This window comes from Sorangium sp. So ce176 (genome assembly GCF_051519835.1).
Classification (GTDB): domain Bacteria; phylum Myxococcota_A; class Polyangia; order Polyangiales; family Polyangiaceae; genus Sorangium; species Sorangium cellulosum_G.
Genome location: NZ_CP150371.1, coordinates 1,999,492 through 2,025,486 on the forward strand (window position 1 = coordinate 1,999,492; position 25,995 = coordinate 2,025,486).

The following is a 25,995-nucleotide window of genomic DNA, read 5'->3' on the forward strand; positions in this document are numbered from 1 at the left end:
GGCCAGCGCGGTTGGCGCCCTACGCCGGGATGCGTGGAACGGGCGTGCCGGTGGGGCTTTACGCACGGCGCGACTTCGCCGATCCTTGTGCAATGCACCTACGTCTTGTTCCTGCGCTGGCTTTCGCTGTTGTGCTTCATGGCTCCGGGTGTTCGGACGCTGGCACCGGGGATCCCGTCGGCCCCCACGCCGGCTCCGGCGCCGGGGGCGCGGGGGGTGGTGGCGGGAACGATCTCGGTGAGATCGCCGGGGGGGTCGGTGGGGGGAGCGGGCTCTCGACCGACGTGAGCGTGATCATCACGGCCGACAACGCCTATGGCTTCGGCTACGGGACAGGCGACAAGCTCCTGAATTACTTCGGCGGCGTCGAGAACCTCCTCGCGGACGAGATCTTCTCCTGTCCCGTCGGCCACGGGCCCGAGTCGTACACGGTGCCGGCCCGGTCCGCCGACGCCGGAAGCTATCTCTACATCGTCACCTACGCCGACATCCTCACGACGCAGGGCGTGCTCGGCCAGTTCTTCCGCGAGGGCGCCGAGCCCGTCTTCACAGGCAACGGCGCGTGGGAGGTCTGCGCGACCGGCGAGGACTACGATCTCGGCTCGCACGGGCCGACGCTGGAGACCGTCAACCAGCACATCGCGCGCTGCAACGGTGGAGACATGGATCCGCAGACGACCAGCGGCGGCTGGGTGACCACGGAGGTGTCGGACCGCGGTCATGTCGTGTTCGGCGAGGCGAACGACACCGCCCGCGACAACCCGCAGCCCGGCAACGAGTTCCCGATCGTCTGCGGCATCGACGAGGGGGCCCGGTGGATGTGGTACGAGTGGGACCCGAGCCGCAGCACCGGCAGCCCGTTCATGTGGCCCGGCGGCAGCAGCAACGTCATCAGGGATTTCTTGATCTTCCGGCTCGGCGCCGAGTTCATCCCCGAGCCGCCGCGCTGACAGGCGGCCAGGCTCATGGGCCAAGGGAATCATGAGCCGTCAGGACGCCAGGAGCGCCAGGAGACAAGGCGTCCTCTCCTGTGCTCCCCCTGAGCATCGCGTCGACGTTCCGCTAGGCTCGGCGCCCGCCCCGTCATGGTCCGTGCTCGCCTGATGATCCTCGCCGCCGCGGTCCTCTGGTCCACCGGAGGCGCGGCCATCAAGCTGGTCTCCCTCGATGGGTGGCAGGTCGCCTCGGGCCGCGCGCTTGTCGCGGCGCTCGCGCTGGGCCTGGCCATGCCCGGCGCGCGCCGCTGGCCCTCGCGGCGCGCGCTCGCGGCCGCGGCCGTCTACGCCGCCGTCATGGTGCTGTTCGTGCTGGCCACCAAGCTGACCACGGCCGCGAACGCGATCTTCCTCCAGTCCACCGCGCCCGTGTACGTCCTGCTGCTCAGCCCCTGGCTGCTCGGGGAGCGGCCCTCGCGCAGCGAGAAGCTCGCGGCGCCCGTCTTCATCGTGGGCCTCGGGCTCTTCTTCCTGGACCAGCTCTCCGCCGGACAGCTCCTCGGCAACGCCCTCGCGCTCCTCTCCGGGCTCGCGTTCGCGCTGTGCGTGATGGCGTTCCGCGCGACCCCGGACGACAACCCCGTGGTGCTCGTCTGGGGCAACCTCCTCGCGTGCCTCGGCGCGCTGCCGATGGCGCTCGGCGGCGCGGCCCGCCCGGGGCCGCTCGACCTCGCGCTCCTCGTGTTCCTGGGCGCGGTGCAGATCGGCCTCTCCTATGTCCTGTTCAGCCGCGGCATGCGCCACACGCCGGCCGTCGAGGCCTCCCTGCTGGTGCTGGTGGAGCCGGTGCTCAACCCCGTCTGGGCGCTCCTCTTCGTGGGGGAGCGCCCAGGGCTCTGGTCGACCGTGGGCGGCGCGGTCATCCTCGGCGCCACCGCCTGGCGGACCCTGCACGCCGCGCGCGCCGCGACCCCGCAGGCGCCGCTGCCGAGCTCACAAGCGTGAAGGCGGTGGGGTGGGGGAGAGGCGGGAGAGGGGGAGAGGCGGAGAGACGGGAGAGGGGCAGGGAGGCGCGCCTCGCTGGGACGCGCGCCTCGGTGAATCAGGCTCGCCGGGCGGCGCAGCCGGCTCGCGGCGCCGCGCCGCGGCCGCCACGCGCGGCCGCGACGCCGGTCACTTCGCCTCGACCTTCACGTTGGCGTTCGCCTTGAAGTTCGCCTTCGCGCCGCCGCTGCCGCCGCCGTCGGCGTCCACGGGCGTTGTCGCCTTCAGATCGAACGACGGAGGCGTGTTGGGATCGCACTCCGGCGGCGGCCCGAACCCGTCGGCGTTGAACTTCCACGCGACCGATCCCGACGCCGAGGGATCCTTCCGGATCGCCTTGATCTCCACCTCGTGCTCCCCCGCGCGCGCCGGCGTGCAGTACGAGAACAGGTAGAAGCGCTTCATGTGCGCCTCGATCTTCGCCGCGATCTTGTCGAACGACTCCTTGACCTTGGCCTGGTCCGCCGCGAGCTCGGTCCCGTCGCGCCCGATCTCGTCGAGCCGCGCCTTCTCGATCTCGGCGCCGACGCCGACGACGAAGATCTGGTAGTTCCCGTACTCTTCCTTGTCGAGCTCCTTGAGCATGTCCTCCCGGCTCACGCGGTTCGCGCGATCGGTGCCGTCGGAGAACACGACGAGCGTGCCGAACTTGAGCGGCCGCCGGTCGCGGTCGAGCTGCTTCTTGAGCTCGCGAACGCCCTCGACCACGCCGCCGTGGAGGTTGGTCGACGTGTCCCGCGGCTTGTAGGTCCGGAGCCCCTCGAGCCCTCCCTGCACCGAGCCCTGCGCCTCGGTGAACGGGACGACGGAGTGGATCTTTACCTCGCCATCGAACGCGTAGACGCCGACCTTCTGGCTCTTGCCCACGCGATCGCTGAACGACTGCGCGGCGTCGACGAGCGCGTCGGCCTGGCCCGACTCGGTGATGCTGCCGCTCATGTCGACGAGCAGCATCGTGTACATGACCGCCGCGACCTCCGGGTTCTGGATGGTCTGCTTGCTCTCGAACTTCGAGACGAGGTCGCCGTCCTCGTAGATCTCGAAGTCCTCGGCCGTCAGGCCGCCCACAGGCTCGTCCTCGCCGGCGTCGACGCTGAAGAACACCCAGACGTTGTTCGGCTTCTTCTGGGCGGAGTTGATCCGGGTCACCCGCAGTCCGCCGCCGCAGGCCACGCTCGAGAGCGCGAACAGGGCGGCGAGCAGGATCCGGAACGCTGGAGAACAAAGGAGAATTTTCACGGCCGGGATTAGCGCGCATCGGGCGCCGCCGTGTCAATTCACTGTGTGCAGGCCGCCCGGCGGCGGGCGCGCCGGGCGGGCACGGCCGGACCCGGGGGAGCCGCTTCCTCGGCCGGCGGCGCCGCGCGCGGCGTCCTCCGCGGCCGCCTCACCGGTCCGCGCCCGAGGGCCACCGCGCCGGTTTACACCGGGAACGAGACCGCCGTACATAGGCCAGCGCACCTCCGAGGAGCGCGGCGGGCGCGCCCGCCGTCAGCGAGTTGCTCCTACCCAGCGGATTTCCGTTACCCTGTCGCCGCATGGCACGCATCCTGATCGTCGAGGACTCGCCGGCAATGCGAGCGTACGTACGCTCGACGCTCGAGGACTGCGTCGTGGGGCTCGCGGGCGACGTCGACATCGTGGAGGCCATGAACGGCTTCGACGCGCTCCGGCTCCTGCCGCGCGGCGCCTTCGACCTCGTGATCACCGACATCAACATGCCGGACATCAACGGGCTCGAGCTCATCCGCTTCGTCCGGCAGAGCGATCGCTACCGGAGCGTCGCCATCCTCATCATCTCCACGCAGGCGGCCGAGCGCGATGTCCAGCGCGGGCTCAGCCTCGGCGCGGATCTCTTCCTCCCGAAGCCGTTCACGCCCGAGGCCCTGCGCGACGCGGTGGTCGCCTGCCTCGACGGGCGCGCCGAGCGCGCGGCCGACACCGACGCCACCGAGCTCGCCGGCGACGCGCCGCCGATGGGCCTCGCCGGCGACGTCCGCTCCCCGCCGCCCGAGCGCGCCCCTGAGCCGGTGACCCGCACCAGGCAGCCTGGCTCCGGCGAGGAAGGCGGCGGCTGATGGTGGACAGCGGCGATCGCGCGCGCGAGGAGTTCTTCTCGGAAGCGCAGGAGATCGTCGAGGGGCTCGGGCGCGACCTGCTCGCGCTCGACGAGGCGGTGCGGACCAACAAGGTCGACCCCGACGTCATCAACGACGTCTTCCGGGCCGTCCACACCCTGAAGGGGCTCGCCGGGCTCTTCGGCGCGACCCGGATGGCCACCCTGTCGCACGAGCTCGAGGAGCTGCTCGACAACCTGCGCCTCGGCCGCATCGAGATCAGCGCGTCCGTCCTCGACCTGCTGTTCCGCAGCGTCGAGCTCTACGGGCGCATCCTCCAGAACGAGAAGGACGGGCGCGACGCGCCCATGCCCGAGGTCGACGACCTCCTCCGCCTGCTCCACCAGGACGCCGGCCCGAGCGCGGCCGGCCTCCCGGACGACAACTACGATCTCGATCCGGGGCTGCTCTCCGTGCTCACCGAGTACGAGGAGCACCGGCTGCGCACGAACATCGCGAGCGGGATGACCCTGTTCCGGCTCCGCGTGCAGTTCCACCTCGCGACGATCGACCAGGCGCTCGACGACCTGAAGATCACCGCGAAGCCGTACGGCGAGATCATCACCTACCTGCCGACGGGCGCCGGCGCGGACCAGGACTCGATCGAGCTCGACATCCTCATGGCCTCGCGCGCGCCGCTCGAGGAGCTCCAGCGCGCCCTGCACCAGGCCGGCGCCGCGGTCGAGGAGATCCCGCGGCGCAACAACAACGGGCACGGCCGCGTCGCGCCGCCGGGGATGCCGTCGATGTCGGCCGCGCTCCGCGGCGGCGTGCCCACGGGCGTGTCGCGCGCGGTCGACCTGACCGGCTCGATGGCCGCGAGCCCGCCGTCGAGCGCGCGCGGCAACCGCAAGGGAGAGCTGAGCTCCATCCGCTCCGTCGCGCAGACGGTGCGCGTCGACATCCACAAGCTCGACCGGCTGATGAACATCGTCGGCGAGCTCGCCCTCGTCCGATCGGCGCTCGGCCGCCTCGTCGAGCGGCTCCGCGCGGCGCCGACCGAGCGCGAGCTGAGCCTCGACCTCCACCGGCTCCAGCGCACGTTCGACCGGCACCTCGCCGCCATGCAGGCGGGCATCCTCGAGGTCCGGATGGTCCCGCTCGGGCAGGTCTTCGACAAGCTCGCGCGCGTCGTCCGCCAGATCAGCCGCGACGCCGACAAGCTCGTGAACCTCGTCATCACGGGCGCCGAGACCGAGGTCGACAAGCTCATCGTCGAGGAGCTCAGCGACCCGCTCATGCACATGATGCGCAACGCCATCGACCACGGCATCGAGTCGAAGAGCGTGCGCGAGGCGGTGGGCAAGCCCGCGGTCGGCACGATCGCGCTGAACGCCTTCCAGAAGGGCAACCACGTCGTCATCGAGATCGAGGACGACGGCAAGGGCATCGACGTCGACAAGCTCCTCGACGCCGCGCTGCGCCGAGGGGTCATGACCCCGGAGGACGCGCGCACCACGAGCTACCGCGAGGTCCTGAACCTCATCTTCCAGCCGGGCATCTCGACGAAGACTGACGTGAGCGAGATCTCGGGGCGCGGCGTCGGGATGGACGTCGTGAAGACGAACATCAGCAAGCTCGGCGGCGTCATCGACGTGCACAGCGAGCCCGGCATCGGCACCAAGATGACGGTGACGCTGCCGATCACGCTGGCGATCATCAGCGCGCTCATCGTCCGCGTCGCCGACAGGCTCTTCGCCATCCCGCTGACCAACGTGCAGGAGGCGGTCGCGCTCGACGAGGCCACGGTGCGCCAGATCGACGGCCGCGAGATGATCACGCTGCGCAACAGCACGCTGCAGCTCTGCTACCTCGCGCGGCTCTTCGGCCTGAACGAGGAGGAGGAGCTCAGCGCGCGCATCGCCGGCCTGCTCGGCGGCGCGCGCGGCGGCTCCGCGGCGCGGCCCGCCGTCGGCGGGCGGCGCGGATCGGACGGCCGCGGGACGCTCGGGCTCCGGGAGGCGAGCAAGCGCAAGTACATCGTGGTGGCGTCGGTCGGCGCGCGCAGGCTGGGGCTCGTCGTGAGCACGCTCATCGGCCAGCAGGACGTCGTGATCAAGGCGCTCGGCCCATCGCTCTCGTCGGTGCGCGGCTTCTCCGGCGCCACGGAGCTCGGCGACCAGCGCATCGCGCTCGTCCTCGACGCCCCGGCGCTCATCGAGGAGATCCTCCACGGCGGGGACCGGCAGCGCAACGATCCGCGGAGCACCCATGGCTAACCTCTCCCGAAGGCACGCCCGCATCCCGGTGTCGAAGCGGAACCCGCGCGCGCAGGCGACCGGCCCGCGGACCGAGTACCTCGCGTTCACGCTCGCGGGCGACACCTACGCCGCGCCCGTCTCGCTCGTGCGCGAGATCCTGAAGCCGCCCCCGCTCACGCCGGTGCCGCGCGCGCCGGACTCGACGATGGGCATCGTCAGCGTCCGCGGGCAGCTCGTGACCGTCATCGATCTGCGGCGGCGGATGCGGCTGCACGAGGGCGCGCCGCAGCGCCGGGCGCGCATCCTGCTCGTCGACGCGGCGAACGGCGAGACGCTCGGCCTGTTCGTCGACGAGGTCCAGCAGGTCTACCGGCTCGCCGACGCCGAGATCGAGCACGCCGCGACGGCGCTCGGCGGCGACGTCGCGGGCCACATCGCCGGCATCGCCCGGCCCATGCACGGGGCGACCGCGTCGGACGGCGCCCAGGGCGAGGCGCAGCCGCGCGTGATCATCCTGCTCGACCTGCAGGCCATACTCGCGTCCTAGAGGACGATTCGTCCGCGCCCGGGCGGCTCGAAGAGCCCGGTCGCTCGGAGGCTCAGATGCCGTTGACTGGAGAGCGCAGCCGTCCCGACCCGCAGAAGAGCCTCGTCGGCTTTGTGGTCGGCGACGTGCACTATGCGATCGACATCACGCGGGTGCGCGAGATCGTGAACCCGCTGTCGGTGACCACGCTGCCGCACACGCCGCCCGAGGTCGCCGGCGTCGCGAACCACCGCGGCGAGGTGGTGCCCGTGATCGAGCTCCGCATGCGCTTCGGGCTCCCCCCGGTCGAGCCGAGCCGCAGCACCAAGTGGATCCTTGTCGACGTCGGCACGCACACGGTCGGGCTCGTCGTCGACGCCGTGACGGAGGTCTTCGGGACGAGCGGCGACTACCGGCCGACGCCGCCGGTGGGCGGCAGCAGCGATCTGCGCGGCATCGTGGGCGTGACGACGCACGACGAGCGGATGATCTTCGTGCTCGACGTCGGGCGCTTCATCGAGCTCGCCCTCGCCCTCGCCGCGTCGGGCGCGCTCCTGGAGGCCCCGTGAGCCGCGCCTTCGACGACCTGGGCCCGTACAGCGGCCCGCGCGTGAGCGACGCGGGCGCGTGGCCGACCGAGCCCGAGTCCATCTCGCCCAGCGTGCGCAGCACGCCGATGCCGATCTCGGCCATCGCCGCGGCGCTCGACGCGGACGACGCCGAGGAGCGCCGCCAGGCGGCCGCGCGGCTCGGCCGGGCGGACGTCGCGGAGGCGCTGCCGCTCCTGCTCCGCGCGCTCGGCGATCCCGACTGGCGCGTCCGCAAGGAGGCGACCTACGCGTGCCACCGGCTGATCCAGCAGACCTCGTCGTCCGCCGCGCCCGCCGAGGGCGAGCGCCCGGCGGCGATGGAGGGCGCCGAGGGCGCCGAGGGCGCCGAGGGCGAGCGCCCGTCGGCCTCGCAGCTCCTCGTCGGCGCGGTGCTCGACGCGCTGCGGACCAGCGACGACGTCGGCCTGCGGAACGCGGCCATCGAGGTGCTCGGCTACTGCGGCCGCGACGCCACGCCGGCGCTCGTCGGCGCGCTCGCCGAGCTCGCGGGCGACGAGCGCAAGCTGGTCGTCGACGCGCTCGGCCGCACGCGCGACCCGGCGGCGCTCGACGCGCTCTACGCGACGCTCGGGGAGAAGGACGACAACCTGCGCCAGAGCGCGATCGAGGCGATCTCCGGGATGGGGCTCATCGCGCGCGAGCGGGTGACGGACATCCTCTACGAGCGGCTCGCCGACCGCGATCGCTTCGTGCGGCTGACCGCGCTGAACGGCCTCAACGGCCTCGAGGCGCCGGTGCCGTGGCGGGTGCTCGCGCCGCTCATCGACGACCCGATCCTCCGCTCGTCGGCGCTGGTCGCCGCCGCGCTCGCGGAGAGCCCCGAGGCGCCGCGGGCGCTCTGCGCGGCGCTCGCGACGGCGCGCGGCGGCGCGTTCGCGCAGCTCGTGCGGGCGCTGGCGCGGCTCGCGGAGGGGCCGCTCGCGTCGCACGTCGTGACGTCGCTCCGCGCGGCCCCGCTCGAGGTGGGCGCCCGCCTCGTGCAGGCCGCCGCCGCGCAGGGCTCCGGCGGCGCGGAGCCCCCGTCGTGGCGCGGCTTCGGCGCCGATCCGGTGAGCGGGCGCGCGCAGGCGCTCGTGCTCGCGGCGATGGCGCGCGCGCCCGGCGCGGCCGACGCCGCGGTGCAGGCGATGATCGAGCCGGCGCTGGTCGAGACGGCGCAGCGCGCGCTCGGCCTGCTCGGCGAGGAGGCGCTGCCCGCGGTGCTCGCCTACCTCGAGCGCCACGTCGATCCCGACCCGGATCTCTGGGAGGGGCTCGACGACGCGACGGCCGCGCTCATCGACGGCGCTGTCGCGATCGCAGAGCAGCGCGGGCGCGGGGGCGATCCGGCGCGGCCTGCCCCGGACGCCGCGCCCGATCCGCTGCTCGACGAGCTGCTCGGCGCCGTGCGCCGGTCGGTCAAGAGCCCCTCGACGCTCGTGGCGACGAGCGCGCTCTACGGCCTCGCGAAGATCGGGACCGCCGACGACTTCGAGCTCGTCGTGTCGCAGACGCGCGCCGTCTCGCTGCCGGTCGCGCGCGCGGCGGAGAGCGCGCTCGCGGGGCTCTCCGAGCGCTACCCCGAGGCCGCGCGCGCGCTCGCGCGGCGGCTCATGCAGGCGGAGCGGACGCACCTCGCGGCGGCGATCGTGATCGAGGCGCTCGGCTCGGCGGATCCGGAGGAGCTCGCGTTCCTGAGGAGCGCCGCGTCGGCGGGCGACGTGCGCGCGCGCCGCGCGGCCGTGACAGCGGTGGCCGTGGCGGCGGGCATCGCGGCGCTCGACGTGCTGAGCCTCTCGCTGGCCGACGAGGAGCGGGAGGTCCGCCTGGCGGCGGCGCGCGCGCTGGGCCGCCTGTACGCGTCGCTGTCGGACGCCGGCCCTGCCGGCGACGAGCGGGCCCGCGCCCGCGAGCTGCTCGGGCTGGTGCGCGCCTCGGGCGAGCCCGAGCTCGTCGCGGCCGCGGCGCAGGGCGGCGCCCCGTTCCGCTCGGATCCCCCCTGGGGCGAGGCGGGGGATCGGCTGAGCGCGCCCGTCTCGATCGAGGTCGGCGAGGGCGCCGTGTCCACGCCGGGGATGCCCGGCGGGCCGCCGTCGGGGAAGGTGCCGTGAACCGACGGCGGGACGACGAGATCCGTCTCTTGCCCGACGAGTTCCAGCGGCTGCGGGACCTGTTCAACAAGCACTGCGGGCTCCAGTTCGGGCCCGAGGCGCGCACGTCCATGGAGCGCCGGCTCCGCGAGCGGGTCGTGGTGCTCGGCCTCTCGTCGTTCGCGCAGTACCACGAGTACCTGCGCCTCCACAGCCGCGGGCGCACCGAGCTCGACGAGGCGATCGAGCTCATCACGGTCAACGAGACGTACTTCTTCCGCGAGGACTACCAGCTCCGCGCGCTGACGACCGAGATCGTGCCGATGATCGTGAAGGCGGGCGGCGCCAGGAGCCGGCTGTCCATCTGGAGCGCGGGCTGCTCGACGGGCGAGGAGGTCTACTCGATCGCGATCACCGTGCGGGAGGCGGGCGCCGCGGATCGCCGCGAGGTCCGCGTCTTCGGCAGCGACATCTCGCGCCGCTGCGTGGTGGCCGCGCGCAAGGGGGTGTACGGCGCCTCGTCGTTCCGCGTGACGCCCCCCGAGCTCAAGCGGCGCTACTTCACCGAGCGGCCGGACGGGTTCCACGTGGTGGACGATCTGCGGTCGCTCTGCCAGTTCGGGCACCTGAACCTGCTCGACTCGTCGCGCGCGGCGGTGGTCGGGCGCGTGGACGTCATCTTCTGCCGCAACGTCCTTATCTACCTGGACGAGGAGTCGCGGCGCCGGGTGATCGACATCTTCTACGAGCGCCTCTCGCCCGGCGGGTTCCTCCTGCTCGGCCACTCCGAGTCGCTGCTGAACGTCACGACCGCGTTCGAGATCGTGCACCTCCGGGAGGATCTCGTGTACCGCAAGCCGGCGGCCACGCTGCGTCTCGGGCTCACGGAGGGCTCGCCGGAGCGGGGGGGCGGGGAGGAGGGCGGATGAGGCGGCGAGGAAGTCGAGGCTGTACAGGCGACGGGTGGTCCCATGGCGCCCCGGGTGGGCTAGAATGAACCTCCGGCGGAAGGTTTTGCGCTCATGACATTCGCTCCCCTGCGCGTGCTCGTCGTCGACGACTCCGCGTACAACCGGCGCAACATCGCCGAGATCTTGAGCGGAAGCGACGAGATCGAGGTCGTGGGCAAGGCCGGTGACGGCGACGACGCGCTCCGCCAGGCCGCGCAGCTCAGGCCGGACGCGATCACGCTGGATCTCGAGATGCCGCGCATGGACGGCTTCACGTTCCTGCGCATCCTGATGGCGCGGCAGCCCACGCCGGTGATCATCGTCTCCAGCTACAGCCACAAGGAGAACGTCTTCAAGGCGCTCGAGCTGGGCGCTGTCGACTTCGTGGCGAAGCCGGATCGGCAGTTCACGGCCGACGCGCAGATCCGCCGGGAGATCATCCAGAAGGTCCTGCTCGTGCGCTACCTCCGCCCCCGCTCGCCGATGCCTGCGGCCGCGGCGCCGGCCCGCGCGTCGCAGCCCACGGCGCAGCGCGCGGCGCAGGAGCCGTCGCGGCTCGGGGTCTCCCTGCGCCACCTCGTGGCGGTCGGCTCCTCGACCGGCGGGCCCACGGCGCTGCTGGAGATCTTCAACCGCATCCCGGATCGTTTCCCCGGCGCGATCCTCATCGCGCAGCACATGCCCGACAAGTTCACGCGCACGTTCGCGGAGCGGCTCGATCGCAAGGGCGGGCTCCGCGTCGTGGAGGCGCAGAACGGCGACCAGGTGGTGGCCCGCAAGGCGTACGTGTGCCCGGGCCGCATGTGCATGGAGATCGCGGTGACGCCGGGCAGCGGGGTCGGGCTGAGCGGCGACATCCGGATCCGGGTGGGCGCGCCCGCGCCTGGCGATCGCTACGTGCCGAGCGCGGACCGGCTGTTCCGGAGCGTGGCGCAGGTGGGCGGCAGCCGCGCTGTGGGCATCATCCTGACGGGGATGGGCGACGACGGGGTGAACGGCGCGCGGGCGATCCGCGCGGCCGGGGGCACGGTGGTGGCCGAGAGCGAGGACTCCGCGGTTGTCTACGGCATGCCGGGCGCCGCGGTGCGGGCGGGGGTCGTGAACGAGAGCCTGCCGTTCACGGCGATCGGCGACTTCATCGCGCTGCTCTCCTAGGCGCGGCGGTGGTTCCTCGAGAGCCCCGAGAAAATTGAACCACAGAGGCACAGAGGGCACAGAGGGGAGAGAGAATTCTGCCCCTCTCCGATCAGGGATCGCCGACGGATCGAGCTCTTTCTACTCTCCGATCCCTCTTCCCTCTGTGCCCTCTGTGCCTCTGTGGTTCAAATCTCTCTCTTCATCACACACGCCGCCGCTGTGTGCTCCAGCCCCCTGAACCGTTGGCACTGCAACGGTTCCCGGCTGACTGCCAAAGTTGACCCCTCGGTCGCATCGTGAGACAGGTCGGGCGCTGACATGCGGATCCGACGCGCCGCACGCAGGCTTGTTTGTCTTGGCTGGATGGTCGCCCTCTCGGGCGTCGCGTTCGACGGCCTCGCTGCGCCCGCGGAGGCCGCGGCGACCGCGGCCGAGGCGAAGAAGGCCGAGCCGAAGAAGGACGGGCCAGCCGACGGCAAGGCGGAGAAGCCTGCCCCGGCCAGGCCGGCGGCGCGCGCCGCGGGGGCGTCGAGCGGCAACGGCGGCGCGAAGCGCGTGGCCGCCAAGGCGCCGGCGAAGCCCGCGGCGCGGTCGAAGCCGGCGAAGAAGGGCGCGGGCAAGATCGCGCGCAAGCCGGGGGAGCCCGGCGCCCCGGACGAGGCGGCGCGGCGGGTCATCGCGGGCACCTCGACGCCGGCGGGGGCGAGCGTCGCCGAGTCGCCCGAGCTCCGCACGATGCGCGCGATCGACCAGGCGCTCTTCCCCGGCGCCGCGCCGACCGCCGGCCCGGCGTGGCCGGTCGACGGCACGCTCCTGCTCGGCGCGGGCGAGCCGCGCATCGAGGCCTCCGGCCTGCCGCCCTCCGGCCTGACGGCCGCGCCGGTGGACGCCGAGGAGACCCGCGACATCTCCTGGCTGCGGCAGCTCGAGCTGCCGGAGATCCCGGTCCGCTGGGACGGCCGGGTCGTGCGCTACCTCGAGTACTACAAGGACGACCCGCGCGGCCGCTGGGCCGTGGCCACGTGGATCAAGAAGAGCGGCCGCTACGGCGCCGCGATCCGCCGCGTCCTCCGCGAGCAGGGGCTCCCGGAGGACCTCCTCTGGCTGTCGCTCGTCGAGAGCGGCTTCGACCCGACCATCCACTCCCCGGCCGGCGCCGCGGGCCTCTGGCAGTTCATGCCCGAGGGCGCGCGCATCTACGGCCTCACGGTCGACCGGTGGGTCGACGAGCGCCTCGATCCGGAGCGCTCGACGCTCGCGGCGGCGCGGTACCTCTCGGATCTGCGGCGTCGCTTCGGCGGCTGGGAGCTCGCGTTCGCGGCCTACAACATGGGCTACGGCGGGCTGCTCGCGTCCATCCGCAAGTACAACACGAACGACTTCTGGGAGCTGTCGCGGCTCGAGGCGGGGATGCCGCTCGAGACGGCGCTCTACGTGCCGAAGATCCTCGCGATCGCGATCGTCGCGCGGAACCTGAAGGTGTTCGGCTGCGACGAGCTCGAGCTCGACCCGGCGGTGACGTTCGACAAGATCTCGCTGGGCTCCGGGGTGTCGCTCCAGTCGGTGGCGGCCGCGACGGGGGCGGGGGCGCCGGAGATCGAGGCGCTGAACCCGCAGCTCGTGGCGAAGCGCACGCCGCCCTCGCCGGTGGACGCGAGGGAGCAGGCGCGCTGGGAGATCCGGGTGCCGGCGGGCGCCGGGGCGCGCGCGGCGAAGTCGATGCCGAAGCTCCTCGAGCGCGAGCCGAAGCTCGAGCGGTACCTGGTGCGCTGGGGCGAGTCGCTCGACGACATCGCGACGTTCCGCGGCACGACGCGGTGGACGCTGCAGTCGCTGAACGGCCTGCGGGCGGGCGAGCCGGTGCGCCCGGGGACGCTGCTGTTCGTTCCGGCGGCGGAGGGCGTCGGCGTGGCGGCGGCGGAGCACCTGCTCGCGAACGGCGCGCCGCTGTCCTCGGAGGCGAAGCCGGTCGTGGTGGTCCCGGCGCAGCGCTTCTCGTACGAGGGTCGCCGGCGCGTGTTCTACCGGGTGGTCGCGGGCGACGCGCTCCGGGATCTCGCGGCGGTGCTGTCGGTGACGCCGGACGAGATCTGCCGCTGGAACACGCTCGCGCCCGGGGCGTCGCTCCACGAGGGCATGACGCTCCAGCTCTTCGTGCCGAGGTCGCAGCGCCACGACGGGGTCTTCCTGCTCGACGAGGCCGACGCGCGGGTGATGGAGGTCGGCTCGGAGGAGTTCTTCACCCACTTCGAGGGGCTGAAGGGCCGCAAGCGCATCGAGATCGCGGTGCGCGAGGGCGACTCGTTCAGCAAGCTCGCGACCCGTTACGGCCTGAGCGTGGGCAGCCTCGAGCGGATCAACCAGCGCTCGCGGCGGAGCGTGCTGATGCCGGGCGACCGGCTGGTGGTGTACGTGCCGGCGTCGCATCCGGGCGATCCGCCGCCGGTGGAGCCGCGCGAGGACGACGTCCGCGTCGCGTCGGCCCAGGCCGCGGGCGCGGTGGACGACGGCGACAAGGCGGCGGCCGCCGTGCCGGTGAAGGCGGCGACGGCCGCCGTGCCGGTGAAGGCGGCGACGGCCGCCGTGCCGGTGAAGGCGGCGACGGCCGCCGTGCCGGTGAAGGCGGCGACGGCCGCCGAGGGCGCGAGCGAGACGAAGCCAGCGAAGGCAGAGGCCGGTGCGGGCGAGACGAAGCCGGCGAAGGCCGACGGGAAGGCCGCCGAGGGCGCGGGCGAGACGAAGCCGGCGAAGGCCGAAGGGAAGGCTGCCGAGGGCGCGGGCGAGACGAAGCCGGCGAAGGCCGACGGGAAGGCCGCCGAGGGCGCGGGAGCCACGAAGCCGGCGAAGGCCGAAGGGAAGGCCGCCGAGGGCGCCGGCGCCACGAAGCCGGTGCGGGCCGAGGGGGCGAAGGCCGAGGCGGGCGCCGGGGAGAAGCCCGGCCGCGCGGACGCGGCGGGCGCTGGCGAGCGGGCCGGCGCGGCGGCGGAGGAGAAGAAGGCTCCCGAGGGCGAGAAGAAGCCGGCGCCGGGCGGCGCGGACGAGAAGACCCCAGCGGGGCGCGCCAAGGGAGCGCAGGACACGGAGAAGCCCGCGACGGGCAGCGGCACCGCGCTGTGATGTCGCGTGGCACGGCAGCCGAGCTCAAGCGAGCTCGTCTGTCGAGGCGAGCTGTCGAGGGCAGCCGAGAACAGCCCGTGTCGAGATGGGGTCTCGGGAGAGAGCTTCCTCAGGTCTCGTCCCGCCCGTGGACGCTGGCCGGCGGGCTGGTCGCCTCGACAGCGGTGAACGGTTCAATGATCTTGTAGAAATGTGATGTGCCTTTAGGGACCGTCCACGAATCGCCGGGCTCGAGGCGCACCATCTGTCCCTCGAGGTGCAGCTCGGCTCGCCCCTCGATCACGAACCCCACGGTCTCATAATCGCGTGCGGTCGGCTGTTTCTCCTCGCCGGGCGGCTCGCGCTCCCAGAGCCGCATCGAGACCTGGACTCCGGAGGCCAGGTACTTCTGTCCCATCTGCCCTCTCGGGGAGCGGCCGGAGGAGACCTTCATGATGGTTGTGTCGCCCATGTGCGCCTCGCTTTCGTCGTCGATCGATCCGTCCGGTCACTCGCCTGGTCTGGCGAGGAGCGCGGGCGCGATCGTGGGCGCCAGCCTCGCTGACGCGAATCGGGCTTCTCCCTCATTCCTCGTCCGTCTTTGCTCGTCGGTCTTTCGTTGCAGAGAACGTATCCCGCCGGTCCGAACTCCTGTAGGATGGATCTCACTGGAGGCGCGTCCCGTGGACCTGGGATCTGGATCGTACGTCGCGCGGGAGCGCGCGAAGGATGGGTCGCACGGGGCGAGCGCGGGGCGGTGGGTGCAGGGGGAGCGCGGCCCTGTCACCGGAGCGGCGCTGATTGACGCGGTCGTCCGGGCGCGCTCCGTGAGGGCCAGGCGCGCTGCGCTGCCAGGAAGTCGCTGATGTCGTCTCCGAAGAGTCCGACCTTGCTCTCAGCCGGCGTGCTGATCGACAGGAAGTACCGGCTCGTGCGCCAGATCGGCGAGGGCGCGATGGGCGTCGTCTGGTCGGCGGTGAACGTGGCGACCGCGCGCGAGGTGGCGCTGAAGCTGATCCACCGCCCCGAGGCCGAGTTCCGGCTGCGGCTGCAGCGCGAGGCGCGCAATTGCGGGGCGCTGCGGCACCGGAACGTCATCGACATCTACGACATGGGGGAGACGGAGGCCGGGGAGCCGTTCCTTGTGATGCAGCTCCTCACGGGCGAGACGGTGGCCGAGCTGCTCGCGCGGCGGCGCAAGCTCGAGCCGCCGGTGGCCGCGTCGATCGGGCGCGACGTCGCGAGGGGCCTCGCGGCCGCGCACGCGATGCACGTCATCCACCGCGACCTGAAGCCGGCGAACATCTTCCTGCACCGCGAGCCGGACGTGGACGAGCCGGTGGTGAAGGTGCTCGATTTCGGGGTCGCCAAGAACCTCTCGGTCAACGACGGCCTGCACACGGTGCAGGGCGGCGCTGTCGGCTCGCCGCTCTACATGAGCCCGGAGCAGGTGAGGGCGGAGCCGAACGTGGATCACCGCGCCGACATCTGGGCGCTCGGGGTGGTGCTGTTCGAGATGCTGACCGGCATGCGCCCGTTCCAGGGGGACGCGCAGTCGGTGTTCATGGGGATCCTGACGGGCGAGATCCCCACCGTGTCCAGGTACCTGAGGCGGGTGGACCACGGCCTCGTCGATCTGATCGCCCGCTGCATGCGGCGCGAGCGATCCGACCGGATCGGCTCGGCGGCGGAGGTCGCGGCGCTGCTCGATCGGTACGCGGCGCGGGGCGCGGGGGCAGACGCGGCGCTGCGGCAGACGGCGGACGCGCCGTGGCCGCAGCCGGGCGCTGGCGGCGCGGCGGCGCAGCCCGGGTCGGGGAGCGCGGGCCTCGCGGCGCCGGCGTCGATCGCGGATCCGATCTCGGTGAACGCGGGCAGCGCGGGCGCGCTGCCCCTGGCGCTGCTCGGCGGAGGGCCGCGTGCGCCGGTGCCGGTGCAGGAGCTGCCGGGCGCGGGCGCGGTGGCGTCGCAGCGCCCGGGGAGCTCGGCGCAGCTCACGCCGCTGCCGTCGGCGGGGCGTGCCCCCTGGGACGACGACATGCCGACCTTGCCGATCGCGCGCGGGAGCGCGGAGGCGGCCGGGGCGGCGCGGCAGCGCGCGGGGTCGGGGCAGCATCCGGCGGCGGGGCCTGCCGCGGCTGCGCTGGCGACGCCGCTGCCTTCGGCGGTGGGGTCTGCAGCGCCCGGGCTGGCGCATCCTGGGCTGGCGCAGGCGGGCGCGGCGCAGCCCGCGCCGGGGGTGTTCCCGGAGCGCGGGTCATGGGGGAGCACGGTCCGCATGAGCTCGCCGTCGATCCCGGAGCGGAAGGCGGGGGCGAGCACCGGCGGTCCTGCCGTCGCGCCGGGCTCCGGGAGCTACGTCGCTCCGTCGGGCTCGATCCAGGAGTCCACGGTGAAGCTCGGGGCGGAGGCGGGCGCTGGCGCGTCGGACTCGAGGCCGGGCGCGACCACCGCGACGGGCGCCGCCGCGACGTCGAGCACGTCGGCGCAGGCGGGGAGCTCGTCGACGACGCCGCTCGTCTCGAACCATCCGTCGGTCCATCAGACCGGCGCGCACAGGGCGCAGGACGCCCAGGACGCGGCTCCGCAGGACGATCGGAGGCGCCGGCGGACGGCCGCGACGCTGGCGATCGCGGCCGCCGCCGTGTCGCTCATCCTTGTGGGGATGCTGATCGCGATGCGCTCGGGGGGGCCGTCGCACGCCGCGCCGGAGGAGCCCGGGAGCCTGGCGCCGCCGGTGAACAGCGCCGGCGGAGACATGGGCGCGGTGCCGGAGCGCGGGGGATCGCCGCCGCCGGACGAGGAGCCCCCGGCGCTACGCGACGAGGCGCCGCCGGCGTCCGCGCCGCCCGAGGTGCCGCCGCCGAGCGCCGTTCCGGTGAACAGCGCCGGCGCAACGCCGAGCGGCGGCGCGGGGGCGGCGCCGAGCGCCGTTCCGGTGAACAGCGCCGGCGCAACGCCGAGCGGCGGCGCGGGCGCAGCGCCGAGCGGCGGCGCGGGGGCGGTGGCGGGGACGGCGAGCAGCGCGAAGTCGATCCGGACACAGCCGTCTCCTCTGGTGACATCGCAGCAGGCGAAGCCGCCGGCGGCGGTCTCGTGCGCTCATCTGAGGTTTCTCGAGCGGAAGCAGTGCGAGGCGAAGCACAAGAAATAGCTGAGCTCTCGGCGGATCCATCCAGCTACACCCGCCGGAGTCACGATCGTCGCGGCGTTGGCCTCGAGCGTCGCTGCGGTGACGAACACGTGTGCTGGACGCATGCCGTGCTCAGGGGCCGGGCGCCTGCCCACGCCTTTGCTTGACGGTGCGCTGCCTCACCTGCGACAATTCTTCCCAAGCGCCCTCGATCTGCCACTGCATCCGCCCTCACGCGAGCTCACTCCATGCAGTCTCCCTCGCCTCCTGCCGCGCCGCCGCCAGGTGCGCTCGTTTGCGGCAAATACCGCCTTTTGCGCCGGATCGGCGAGGGCGCGATGGGCGTCGTCTGGGCAGCGCACAACGAGGCCACATCGCGCGAGGTGGCGCTCAAGCTGCTCGTGCGGCCCGATCCGGAGCTCCGCGTCCGGCTCTTGCGGGAGGCGCGCGCCTGCGGCGCCGTGAGCCACCGGAACATCGTTGATATCTACGATGCTGACGAGACCGAGAGCGGCGATCCGTTCCTGGTCATGCCGCTGCTCTCCGGCGAGACGCTCTCGTCGTTGCTCAAGCGCAAGCGGAAGCTGGAGGTCCCCGAGGCCTCGCGCATCGCCCGGGACATCGCGCGCGGCCTCTCCGCCGCGCACGAGCGCGGCATCATCCACCGCGATCTGAAGCCGTCCAACATCTTTCTCCACACCGAGCCAGGCGACACCGACTACGTCGTCAAGATACTCGACTTCGGCGTGAGCAAGTTCGTCACCGGGCCTCAGCAGGTGCGGACCGCGACAGGCATCCTCATCGGCTCGCCTGCGTACATGAGCCCGGAGCAGGTGCGGGCGCAGGGCGAGCTCGACACGCGCGCGGATCTCTGGGCGCTCGGCGTGGTGATGTTCGAGATGCTCACGAGCCGGCGGCCGATCCAGGGCAGGGCGCATGAGCTCCTGAGGAGCGTGCTCCAGGGCGACATCCCGTCGGTGTCGCAGTTCGTCTGGCAGATCGATCCCGGCCTCGACGCCCTGGTGACGCAGTGTCTCCAGCGCGATCGCGAGCGGAGGCCGCGCTCGGCGGCCGAGGTCGCGGCGGCGCTCGAGTCGTTCGTCACGCCGTCGGTGCCCCCGCGTTTGCCCTCGTCGCCGGGGTCGTCGCCGGAGCTGCGTCATGAGATACCGCAGCATCTGGGGAGAGGGTCGTGGGGCGGGGCTTCGTCTGGACCTTCGCCGGCGACAACGACGCCGCTCCCGCTGTCCATGGGCCATCTGCAGTCTCCGCACGGGCACGGGGGGGCGGCGGCGGCATCGACGCGGGGCGCGGGCGCGTCGCCGGCGCCGGCGCTCCCGGCGGACGGGGGCGCGGTGACGCCGGCGCAGCGGAGGTCGATGTCGAGCAATCCTCTGCTGGGCGAGCACGGGACGATCAAGCTCACCCCGGATCAGGCGGCCGTCCATCGGGCGGCGCTTGCGTCGTCTCCGGCGCTTCCGAGCGCGCCCGCGCCGAGGGCGGCGTCGTTCGGCGGCACCGTGCCGCTCGGACCGCTCCCTCCGCCGAGGCGATCGTCTCCCGAGCTTGCCCGGTCGCCTGTCGTGTGGGTCGCGATGGCGGTGCTCGCGGCGGCGGTGCTCGTGGGGATCGGCATGATCGCGGGGTACCTCCTGTTGCGCGCCGGCGTGGAGAGCCCGGGGGAGCGCGGCGCAGAGCGTGCTACCTTCGATGGCGTCCCTTGGTTGGCCATAGGTAAAGAGATCTCGCGCGCCGTCGTGCTGCGCCTCGAACAACCCTGCTGAGCTCGATGTCGAAGTCTTTCACGCAGATCGCTCCTGGCCTGGTGATCGCCGAGAAGTACAAGCTGGTGCGGCGGCTGGGCGAGGGATCCATGGGTGTGGTGTGGGCGGCGCTCAACCTGTCCACGTCGCGCGAGGTGGCGCTGAAGCTGATTCACCGTCCGGATCCCGAGCTCCGGCTGCGGCTGCAGCGGGAGGGGCGGAACGGCGGGGCGCTGCGGCACCGCAACGTCATCGACATGTACGACATGGGGGAGACCGACTTCGGTGAGCCCTTCCTTGTGATGCAGCTCCTCACGGGGGAGACGCTCGCGGAGCTCCTCCAGCGCCGGCGCCGGCTCGACGCGGACGTGGCGGCGTCGATCGGGCGCGACGTGGCGCGGGGCCTGTCCGCGGTGCACGCGCTGCATATCGTCCACCGCGATCTGAAGCCGGCGAACATCTTCCTGCACCGCGAGCCGGACATGGACGAGCCGGTGGTGAAGGTGCTCGATTTCGGGGTCGCGAAGAACCTCGCCGTGAACGACGGGGTCCGCACGGCGACGGGCGGCGCTGTCGGCTCGCCGCTCTACATGAGCCCGGAGCAGGTGAGGGCGGAGCCGAGCGTGGATCACCGCGCCGACATCTGGGCGCTCGGGGTGGTGTTGTTCGAGATGCTGACCGGCATGCGCCCGTTCCAGGGGGACGCGAGGGCGGTCTTCACCGGGATCCTGACGGGAGAAATTCCGAAGATTTCCAGGTACTTGCGGCGGATCGACCCGGGGCTCGTGGAGCTCGTGGCGCGGTGCATGGCGCGCCATCGGGACGACCGGATCGGGTCGGCGGCCGAGGTGGCGGAGCTCCTCGAGGGGTACGCGGGCGGGAAGGCGAGGCCGGGCGTGGGGGCGGGGGCCGCGGTGGGGGGCGGGGGGATCGGCGGGATCGGCGGCGGGATCGCGGGCGGGCCGATGCCGCCGGCGGAGGTGCCGGGGTTGCCCGGGGCGGGGTCGGCGGGCGCGCCGCTGTCGCCGCGGGGCGTCGGGGGGATGCGGGCGGGGACGCCGCTGCCTGGCGAGATGCCGCCGGGCGCGCCGCTGTCGCCGATGGCGAGCGCGGGGTTCGGCGTGGCGCCGTTCTCGCCGCTGGGCAGCGCGGTGCCGGCAGGGGCGCAGCCGGTGCGGATGCCCAGCGCGGCGCCGGCCGAGGCGCCGCTGTCGCCCAGGGGCAGCGTGGCGTCGGAGCCGGTGTGGAACGCCGAGCTCACCCAGAAGCTCGATTTCGATGCCCTACCGCCGGCCCCGGAGGCCGGGACGGGCGTGCCGCCGGCGCCGGCGTGGAGCCAGGACGAGCCGGGGAAATCGGCGACCGCGCCGCTCGCGCCGAGCCCGGAGGTGAGCCGGGCGGGGCAGTCGTCGCCGTGGGCAGCGCGACCGACGCCGCTTCCTCAGCCGACAGCGCAGCCGACGGCGCCGCGGCGACAGGAGATATGGAATCGCCTTCCCCCTCGTCCGGTCCTGGCGGCGCTGGCCGCCGGCGCGGCTGGGTTGCTCGGCGTGGTGCTCTTCTTTGCGCTGCGCTCGCCAGCGCCCGCGGAGAACGCCGCCGCGCCTGAGGTGCTGCCGGAGGCCGGCGTCGAGAGCGATGTGACCGCCGCCAGGCCGACGGAGGCGCCGCCGCCGGCGACGACGACTCCGCCTCAGGCATCGGCTGCGCCCGAGCCGCCCGGGATCGATGAGCCTGCGGATGCGGGCGCGGCGGACGCGGCGAACAGCGCGGCGAGCGCGGAGCCCGCAGGCGCGGAGCCCGCGGTGGCGGAGCAGAATCAGCCGGCGGCGCCGGCTGTATCGGTGGCCGCGGCGCCGCAGCGGACCGCGGCGCCGCAGCCGGCCCCGGCGCCAGTGCGGTCCGTCGCGGCGGCGCAGCCCGGGGTGAAGCCTCCCGTGCAGCCGACGGCGGCGCCGTCGCGATCGGCGCAGCAGCCCGCGGCCCGGCGGCCGGCTCCGGATCCGTGCGCGGGGAAGACGGGGTTCATCCGGACGAACTGCCTGCGGGAGCAGGCGAGGAAGAAGGACCCTTACGCTCCCTGAGCGGTGCCAGGCGGGCGGGCGCGCGGCGCCGTGATTCCAGCCGCGCGGGGGCAATGCTAAGCCCGCGCAGGCAGTAGGGCGCGGGGGCATATCTCGGAGCTGATCGAGGCGTAGAAGCTGCTTCCGGGCATGCTGCTCGCCAAGAAGATACCGCCTGAGCCGCAAGCTCGGGCAGGGCGGCATGGGGGTCGTCTGGGCCGCGACCAACGAGGCGGGCTCGTGAAGGTCGTCTGGGCCGCGACCGAGGAGGCGGGCTCGTGAGGCTCGTGGATCGGTGCCTCCGGAGAGAGCGGGGGAGCCGAGGCGCCGGTCGCCGGGGCGAAGCCGGTGGTGATGCTTCGTGGGGCGGCCGTGATGCAAGATCAGGCCGCCGAGGCGCAGCGGCAGGCGGCGATGCAGCCCGAAGGGGCGCGCGTGTCACCGGCATCGCGGGAGAGCGAACCTGGTGCGATGCGGCCGGGAACGCGGGGGCGAGGAGCTGACCGAGGCGGAAGACGTCAGCAGGGGGTCACGGCGCCGGAGCGCGCGCTATAGAGCCGAGAAGTCCAGCAGGTCGCTGGCCTGACCCGCATCACCATCGTACTCGTCGCTGCTGCCCTCGCCACCGACGCCAGGCGCACCGCGCTGGACGGTGGCGCCGTCGAGGGACGGGAGGGTGTCCGGCGTGCCCTGGAAGGCGATGCCAAGGGAATGGCCGCCCTGACCGCCGCCGCCACGGCCGCCGGTGCCTCCCACGCCTCCCGGCCCGCCGGCGCAGCCATCCAGCATGCCGGCGATCGGGTCGCCGTTCATATAGCGCCCACGCAGTCCGCCTGTCCCGCCGCTGCCGCCCGGTCCGCCTGTCTGGCCTTCGGAACCATCGCCGCCTTTGCCACCCTTGCCGGCGATCAGGAGGACCTCACGGAAGGTGAGCTTTGCGTTGAGGCTCAGCAGGGCGATGCTCGACCCACCAGGAGAGCCGCCCTTGCCGCCTGCTCCGCCGCAACCGCCGGCGCCGCCGTTGCCGCCGCTGGCACCTCCATTGTTGAGACCAGGGCATGATGTATTCCCGCGGGAGCTGCCGCCGCCCCCGCCGCCCTGGGCGGTTTGCCCGTTCTTGCCGTCGCGGCCGCGTATACCGGCGTAACCGAGACTGGAGAGCTGGCCGATGCCGCGTCCCCCTGCGCCTGCCTCGCCGAGATCACCATTTCTACCGCGCTGGCCATTGCTGCACGTGTTGTTTGTGGCATCGTAGCTGCCAGCGTTGGGGTTGATCTCCGCGCCGGGAGAGCCGCTGGTGCCGACGCCTCCGCGGTCCGCGTAGCCAATACCGGCTCGTCCGCCGAGCGAGTCGTCAGAGATATCCGGTGTGCCGCAATCATTGGGCAGCGGCATTGCGGTAAACACCGTCTCCGCAGAGCATGCGTCATTGCCACGTGCGCCGTCGTTGCCTGGCTCGCGCTGCGCAGGAGGAGGCGCCCCCGAATCCCCGGGCGCCGCATCGCCCGCCTCGACGGTGCAACGAACCAGAGCGACCTTGCAGCGATCGGCGATCGCTGCAATGGCGGACTTCCCCGCATCACTCGAATCGATCTTCGGAGCGAGGATGTGGACATCCTCGAGGCGCACCGTGTCGCCCACGGCGCGCATCGTCAGAGGCACGACCCCGGGCGACGTCGTGAGGATCGTCTTTTTCTCACCATCCCATCCCCAGTTTGCCTTGCAATCAAGCCCACCATGGATGGTCACGCCCGCGGTCACCGTGACGACTTCCTCGAACCTCTCGGCGCAGGCGTACACGCGCCGCGCGCTCTCATCCTCTTTCGTCACGGCGAGCTGGATGGCCTGCGCGAGCGTCTTCACCGGCGCGTCGGGCGTCCCCGCTCCGTCGTCGCTCCCCGTGGTCGACACGAACACGCCGCAGCTCTCATCCGCGGTCCAGCTTTGCCCGTCGCTGGGCACGCACCCCACCGGCGTCGGCTCTCCCCCTGCGCCGCCTGTCCCTGTTGCGCCCCCGGTCCCTGCTGCGCCGCCTGTCCCTGCGCTGGTCGTTCCGCCGGCGGCCATGCCGCCCGCGCCCCCCGTACCGCCGCCGTTCTCGCTACAGTACAGGGGCTTGTGCTCGCAATCATCGTGGAGCGCGAACGGGAAGCAGCCGGCAAGATCGAGGCTGGCGGCCAGGGTCCCGAGGACGAGCAGCGCGGCGGTACGAGCAGTCCGAGGCATCATCCATTCTCCGTCGTCTTGAGGTCACCGTCGTCAGAACGCGCCGCCAACCGAGACCCCCACGTCGTGAAATCCAACCGTGGGCGTCACCCGCACGCGAGCCTCAGGCTCCGATGGCCCGCTCACGAAGCCATAGAGCAACGTCCCGAGGCCGACAGTGCCGGCCCCCACGAAGCTCCAGAACGCCACGTTGCTGTAAAGCGCGCTCTCGTCCAGCGCCTCGCTCTGCTGCACGCACGCCGCCGGTGGGGACGTGTTCGAGCACCCGCTCTGACCTCCGGTGGTCAGCTCATTCTTCAGCCTCTCGGCCTCGCCGGCCCTGTTGTTCGCCAGCACCGTGAAGAGCACGCCCGCCGCGGCGCCGACGCCTGTCGCGATCCCACCCCCGACGAGCACCGCCGTCCTCGCGCCGTCCCGCGACCCCCTGGGCGCCGTCGGGACATCCGGGCCAGCGCCGGCGCGCTTCGCGTCGAGCGCCGGGGCGCGCTTCAGCTCGAGGACCACCGTCTCCGTGCCGCCCGCGGTCGCCGCGACCGGCTGCGCCTGCGGCACGTGCCCGTCGAGCTTCGCGCCCACCTCATGCCGGCCCGGGTCGAGGAACACGGGATCCGCGAGCGGCGCTCGCCCGACGCTCGCCCCGTCGACCGTCACCTCGGCCCCGTCCGGCGCGACCCGCACCGTGACGGTCGCGACCTGCGCCCGCGCCTCCTGGAGCGACGCCTCCGCGCGCTGCCGCTCCTGGACCTTCGTCGCGGGGACCTCGCGGAGGTAGAGCGTGAGGTACTCGGCCGCGTCGCGGGGCTTGCCGACCCGGAGGGAGGCCACGCCCAGGTTCGAGGCGATCTGGTAGTGCGGCTTGATGGCCCACGCCGCGAGGAACGCCGCGTGCGCGTCGTCCCACTTCCCCGCCTTGGCCGCCTTCACCCCGTCCTCGAAGAGCTGGCGCGCCTTGTCCGTCAGCGCGTCGCTCTCCTGCGTCTCGGCCCGAGGGGCCGCCTGCTGCGCACCGGCGACGGGCGCCAGCAAGGTGATGGCTACGCTCAAGGTCCACAGCAGCGGGCGCTTCGTCGTCATGATAAGTCCGGCGTTGCTCCAGGGAGCTGCGGTTCGGAGAAGGTTACCGCAGCACTTTACCCACCCTGGAGCTCGAACCGTACCCCTTCCGAGCGGTGACGGAAGCTTTGGTGGTCCCGTTCCCCACGGGGTGCGACATGTGCAACGGCTCGGTCGCGTTTCGCTCTGCTGACTTCCCGGCGCCAGAGCAGACCTGTAGTATTGAAATCCGCCATCGCGGGCATCAGCCGAGCGGGCTGGACGAGCGGTCAGGGACGGTGCTGCGCACTGCATATGCCCTTCCGCCGGCCTGTCCAGCGCCGTCGTCGTTGCAGAGCATGCAAACAGAGCCGGTCAGGGGTCGCCCACGGAGCGATAGCTACTTGTCACGGCTGAGCAGTGGCCGAGCAAGCCGTATTGTCGGCAAAATTCCAGCATTCTTCTGCGAGGCCATTCGCGCCTGAGGCACCGTTGTCCGGAGCGATTCCTGCTCCCGGGGCGCCTGTACCTGCATCGCCGGGGGTGAATGAGACGTTGCTGATTCCTCGCAACTCCCCCGCACGCAGGGCGACGCCGAGGGCGTGACCGCCGTGACCACCGCCACCCGGGCCGCCATTGCCGCCCGGGCCACCGCTCCCGCCGGCGCAGCTCTCCTTGGCATCACCCGCCCGGGCCCCACGGGCACCACCTGAGCTGCTACTTCCACCCAGCTGGCCTTCTCCTCCGGGGCCGCCATCTCCGGCGTCGCTGGCAACAAGGCTCACTCCGTCAAGGGAGACAGTCGCCTCGACAACAACCAACGCGATGCTGGAGCCCCCGGGGTGCCCCGCGTGGCCCCCTTGACCTCCACAGCCCCCGCTGCCGCCTGCGCCGCCGCTGGCGCCGGGCAGCAGGACCCTGGTGGTGCTGCCCCCACACGTCCCTGCTGTTCCCCTGGCGCCGCCACCGCCGCCCCCACCTTGACCGGGCCTGCCCGTGCCACCTCGCTCAGCGGGCGCTCCGGTGTAGCCATTCGCGTCGATGGCGCCCAGGCCTTCGGAAGGACGGGCTGGCTCGCCAGGATCACCGGGC

The 25,995-nt window shown here is 72.8% G+C and carries 17 protein-coding genes; 13 read left to right on the top strand and 4 right to left on the bottom strand.

Translation table 11 applies throughout. The features are described 5' to 3' along the window. Positions 1-131: 131 nt before the first annotated feature. A complete protein-coding gene (locus WMF42_RS07670; protein ID WP_437691203.1) occupies positions 132-950 on the top strand; it encodes a hypothetical protein in 819 nt (272 codons plus the stop codon). 153 nt (positions 951-1,103) lie between these two features. Then, positions 1,104-1,940: a DMT family transporter gene (locus WMF42_RS07675; RefSeq protein WP_437691205.1), complete on the top strand. Its 837-nt coding sequence runs from the start codon at positions 1,104-1,106 to the stop codon at positions 1,938-1,940. Between the two features lie 168 nt (positions 1,941-2,108). Here the strand turns inward: WMF42_RS07675 and WMF42_RS07680 are convergent, their stop codons facing one another. Continuing rightward, on the bottom strand, positions 2,109-3,218 hold the full coding sequence (locus WMF42_RS07680) for a VWA domain-containing protein (RefSeq protein ID WP_437691207.1): 1,110 nt from the start codon (positions 3,216-3,218) through the stop codon (positions 2,109-2,111). Positions 3,219-3,517: 299 nt separating this feature from the next. Here WMF42_RS07680 and WMF42_RS07685 point away from each other — a divergent pair, with 299 nt between their 5' ends. The 8 genes from WMF42_RS07685 to WMF42_RS07720 all read left to right on the top strand — a co-directional run bounded on the left by WMF42_RS07685 (position 3,518) and on the right by WMF42_RS07720 (position 14,707). Further along, the gene (locus tag WMF42_RS07685; protein WP_437691209.1) at positions 3,518-4,057 is read left to right on the top strand and encodes a response regulator; all 540 of its coding nucleotides are present in this window, start codon (positions 3,518-3,520) and stop codon (positions 4,055-4,057) included. After that, positions 4,057-6,315, top strand: coding sequence for a chemotaxis protein CheA (locus WMF42_RS07690; protein WP_061605834.1), 2,259 nt, complete (start codon positions 4,057-4,059; stop codon positions 6,313-6,315). Before WMF42_RS07685 ends, WMF42_RS07690 begins: the two co-directional genes overlap by 1 nt. Next, complete coding sequence (locus WMF42_RS07695; protein ID WP_061605835.1) at positions 6,308-6,844, top strand: chemotaxis protein CheW; 537 nt, start codon at positions 6,308-6,310, stop codon at positions 6,842-6,844. Before WMF42_RS07690 ends, WMF42_RS07695 begins: the two co-directional genes overlap by 8 nt. A gap of 56 nt (positions 6,845-6,900) precedes the next feature. Then, on the top strand, positions 6,901-7,392 hold the full coding sequence (locus tag WMF42_RS07700; RefSeq protein WP_061605836.1) for a chemotaxis protein CheW: 492 nt from the start codon (positions 6,901-6,903) through the stop codon (positions 7,390-7,392). Then, complete coding sequence (locus WMF42_RS07705; protein WP_437691212.1) at positions 7,389-9,524, top strand: HEAT repeat domain-containing protein; 2,136 nt, start codon at positions 7,389-7,391, stop codon at positions 9,522-9,524. Before WMF42_RS07700 ends, WMF42_RS07705 begins: the two co-directional genes overlap by 4 nt. After that, positions 9,521-10,432 carry a CheR family methyltransferase gene (locus WMF42_RS07710; RefSeq protein WP_437691214.1) on the top strand — a complete coding sequence of 304 codons (912 nt, stop codon included), beginning with the start codon at positions 9,521-9,523 and terminating at the stop codon, positions 10,430-10,432. The genes WMF42_RS07705 and WMF42_RS07710 overlap by 4 nt, the downstream gene beginning before the upstream one ends. A 93-nt stretch (positions 10,433-10,525) precedes the next feature. Then, positions 10,526-11,608: a chemotaxis-specific protein-glutamate methyltransferase CheB gene (cheB, locus tag WMF42_RS07715; protein WP_061605839.1), complete on the top strand. Its 1,083-nt coding sequence runs from the start codon at positions 10,526-10,528 to the stop codon at positions 11,606-11,608. Positions 11,609-11,953: 345 nt separating this feature from the next. After that, positions 11,954-14,707, top strand: a complete 2,754-nt coding sequence (locus WMF42_RS07720) for a transglycosylase SLT domain-containing protein (protein ID WP_437691216.1) — start codon at positions 11,954-11,956, stop codon at positions 14,705-14,707. Between the two features lie 109 nt (positions 14,708-14,816). Here WMF42_RS07720 and WMF42_RS07725 read toward each other — a convergent pair whose 3' ends face one another. Beyond that, complete coding sequence (locus tag WMF42_RS07725) at positions 14,817-15,158, bottom strand: cupin domain-containing protein (protein ID WP_061605840.1); 342 nt, start codon at positions 15,156-15,158, stop codon at positions 14,817-14,819. Between the two features lie 417 nt (positions 15,159-15,575). Between WMF42_RS07725 and WMF42_RS07730 the strand changes: the two genes are divergently transcribed. The 3 genes from WMF42_RS07730 (at position 15,576) to WMF42_RS07740 (ending at position 21,666) form a co-directional block, all read left to right on the top strand. Beyond that, positions 15,576-17,840 (top strand): protein kinase domain-containing protein, encoded by a 2,265-nt coding sequence (locus WMF42_RS07730; RefSeq protein WP_437691219.1) that lies wholly within the window; start codon positions 15,576-15,578, stop codon positions 17,838-17,840. Positions 17,841-18,067: 227 nt separating this feature from the next. Continuing rightward, positions 18,068-19,603, top strand: coding sequence for a protein kinase domain-containing protein (locus WMF42_RS07735; RefSeq protein ID WP_437691221.1), 1,536 nt, complete (start codon positions 18,068-18,070; stop codon positions 19,601-19,603). 5 nt (positions 19,604-19,608) lie between these two features. Continuing rightward, positions 19,609-21,666 carry a protein kinase domain-containing protein gene (locus tag WMF42_RS07740; protein WP_437691223.1) on the top strand — a complete coding sequence of 686 codons (2,058 nt, stop codon included), beginning with the start codon at positions 19,609-19,611 and terminating at the stop codon, positions 21,664-21,666. 528 nt (positions 21,667-22,194) lie between these two features. On the opposite strand, the gene WMF42_RS07745 is transcribed toward WMF42_RS07740, so the two are convergent. Both WMF42_RS07745 and WMF42_RS07750 read right to left on the bottom strand, forming a co-directional pair. After that, the gene (locus WMF42_RS07745; protein WP_233560972.1) at positions 22,195-23,562 is read right to left on the bottom strand and encodes a hypothetical protein; all 1,368 of its coding nucleotides are present in this window, start codon (positions 23,560-23,562) and stop codon (positions 22,195-22,197) included. A 342-nt stretch (positions 23,563-23,904) separates the two neighbouring features. Beyond that, positions 23,905-24,915, bottom strand: a complete 1,011-nt coding sequence (locus WMF42_RS07750) for a PEGA domain-containing protein (RefSeq protein ID WP_437691226.1) — start codon at positions 24,913-24,915, stop codon at positions 23,905-23,907. Positions 24,916-25,995 lie beyond the last annotated feature (1,080 nt).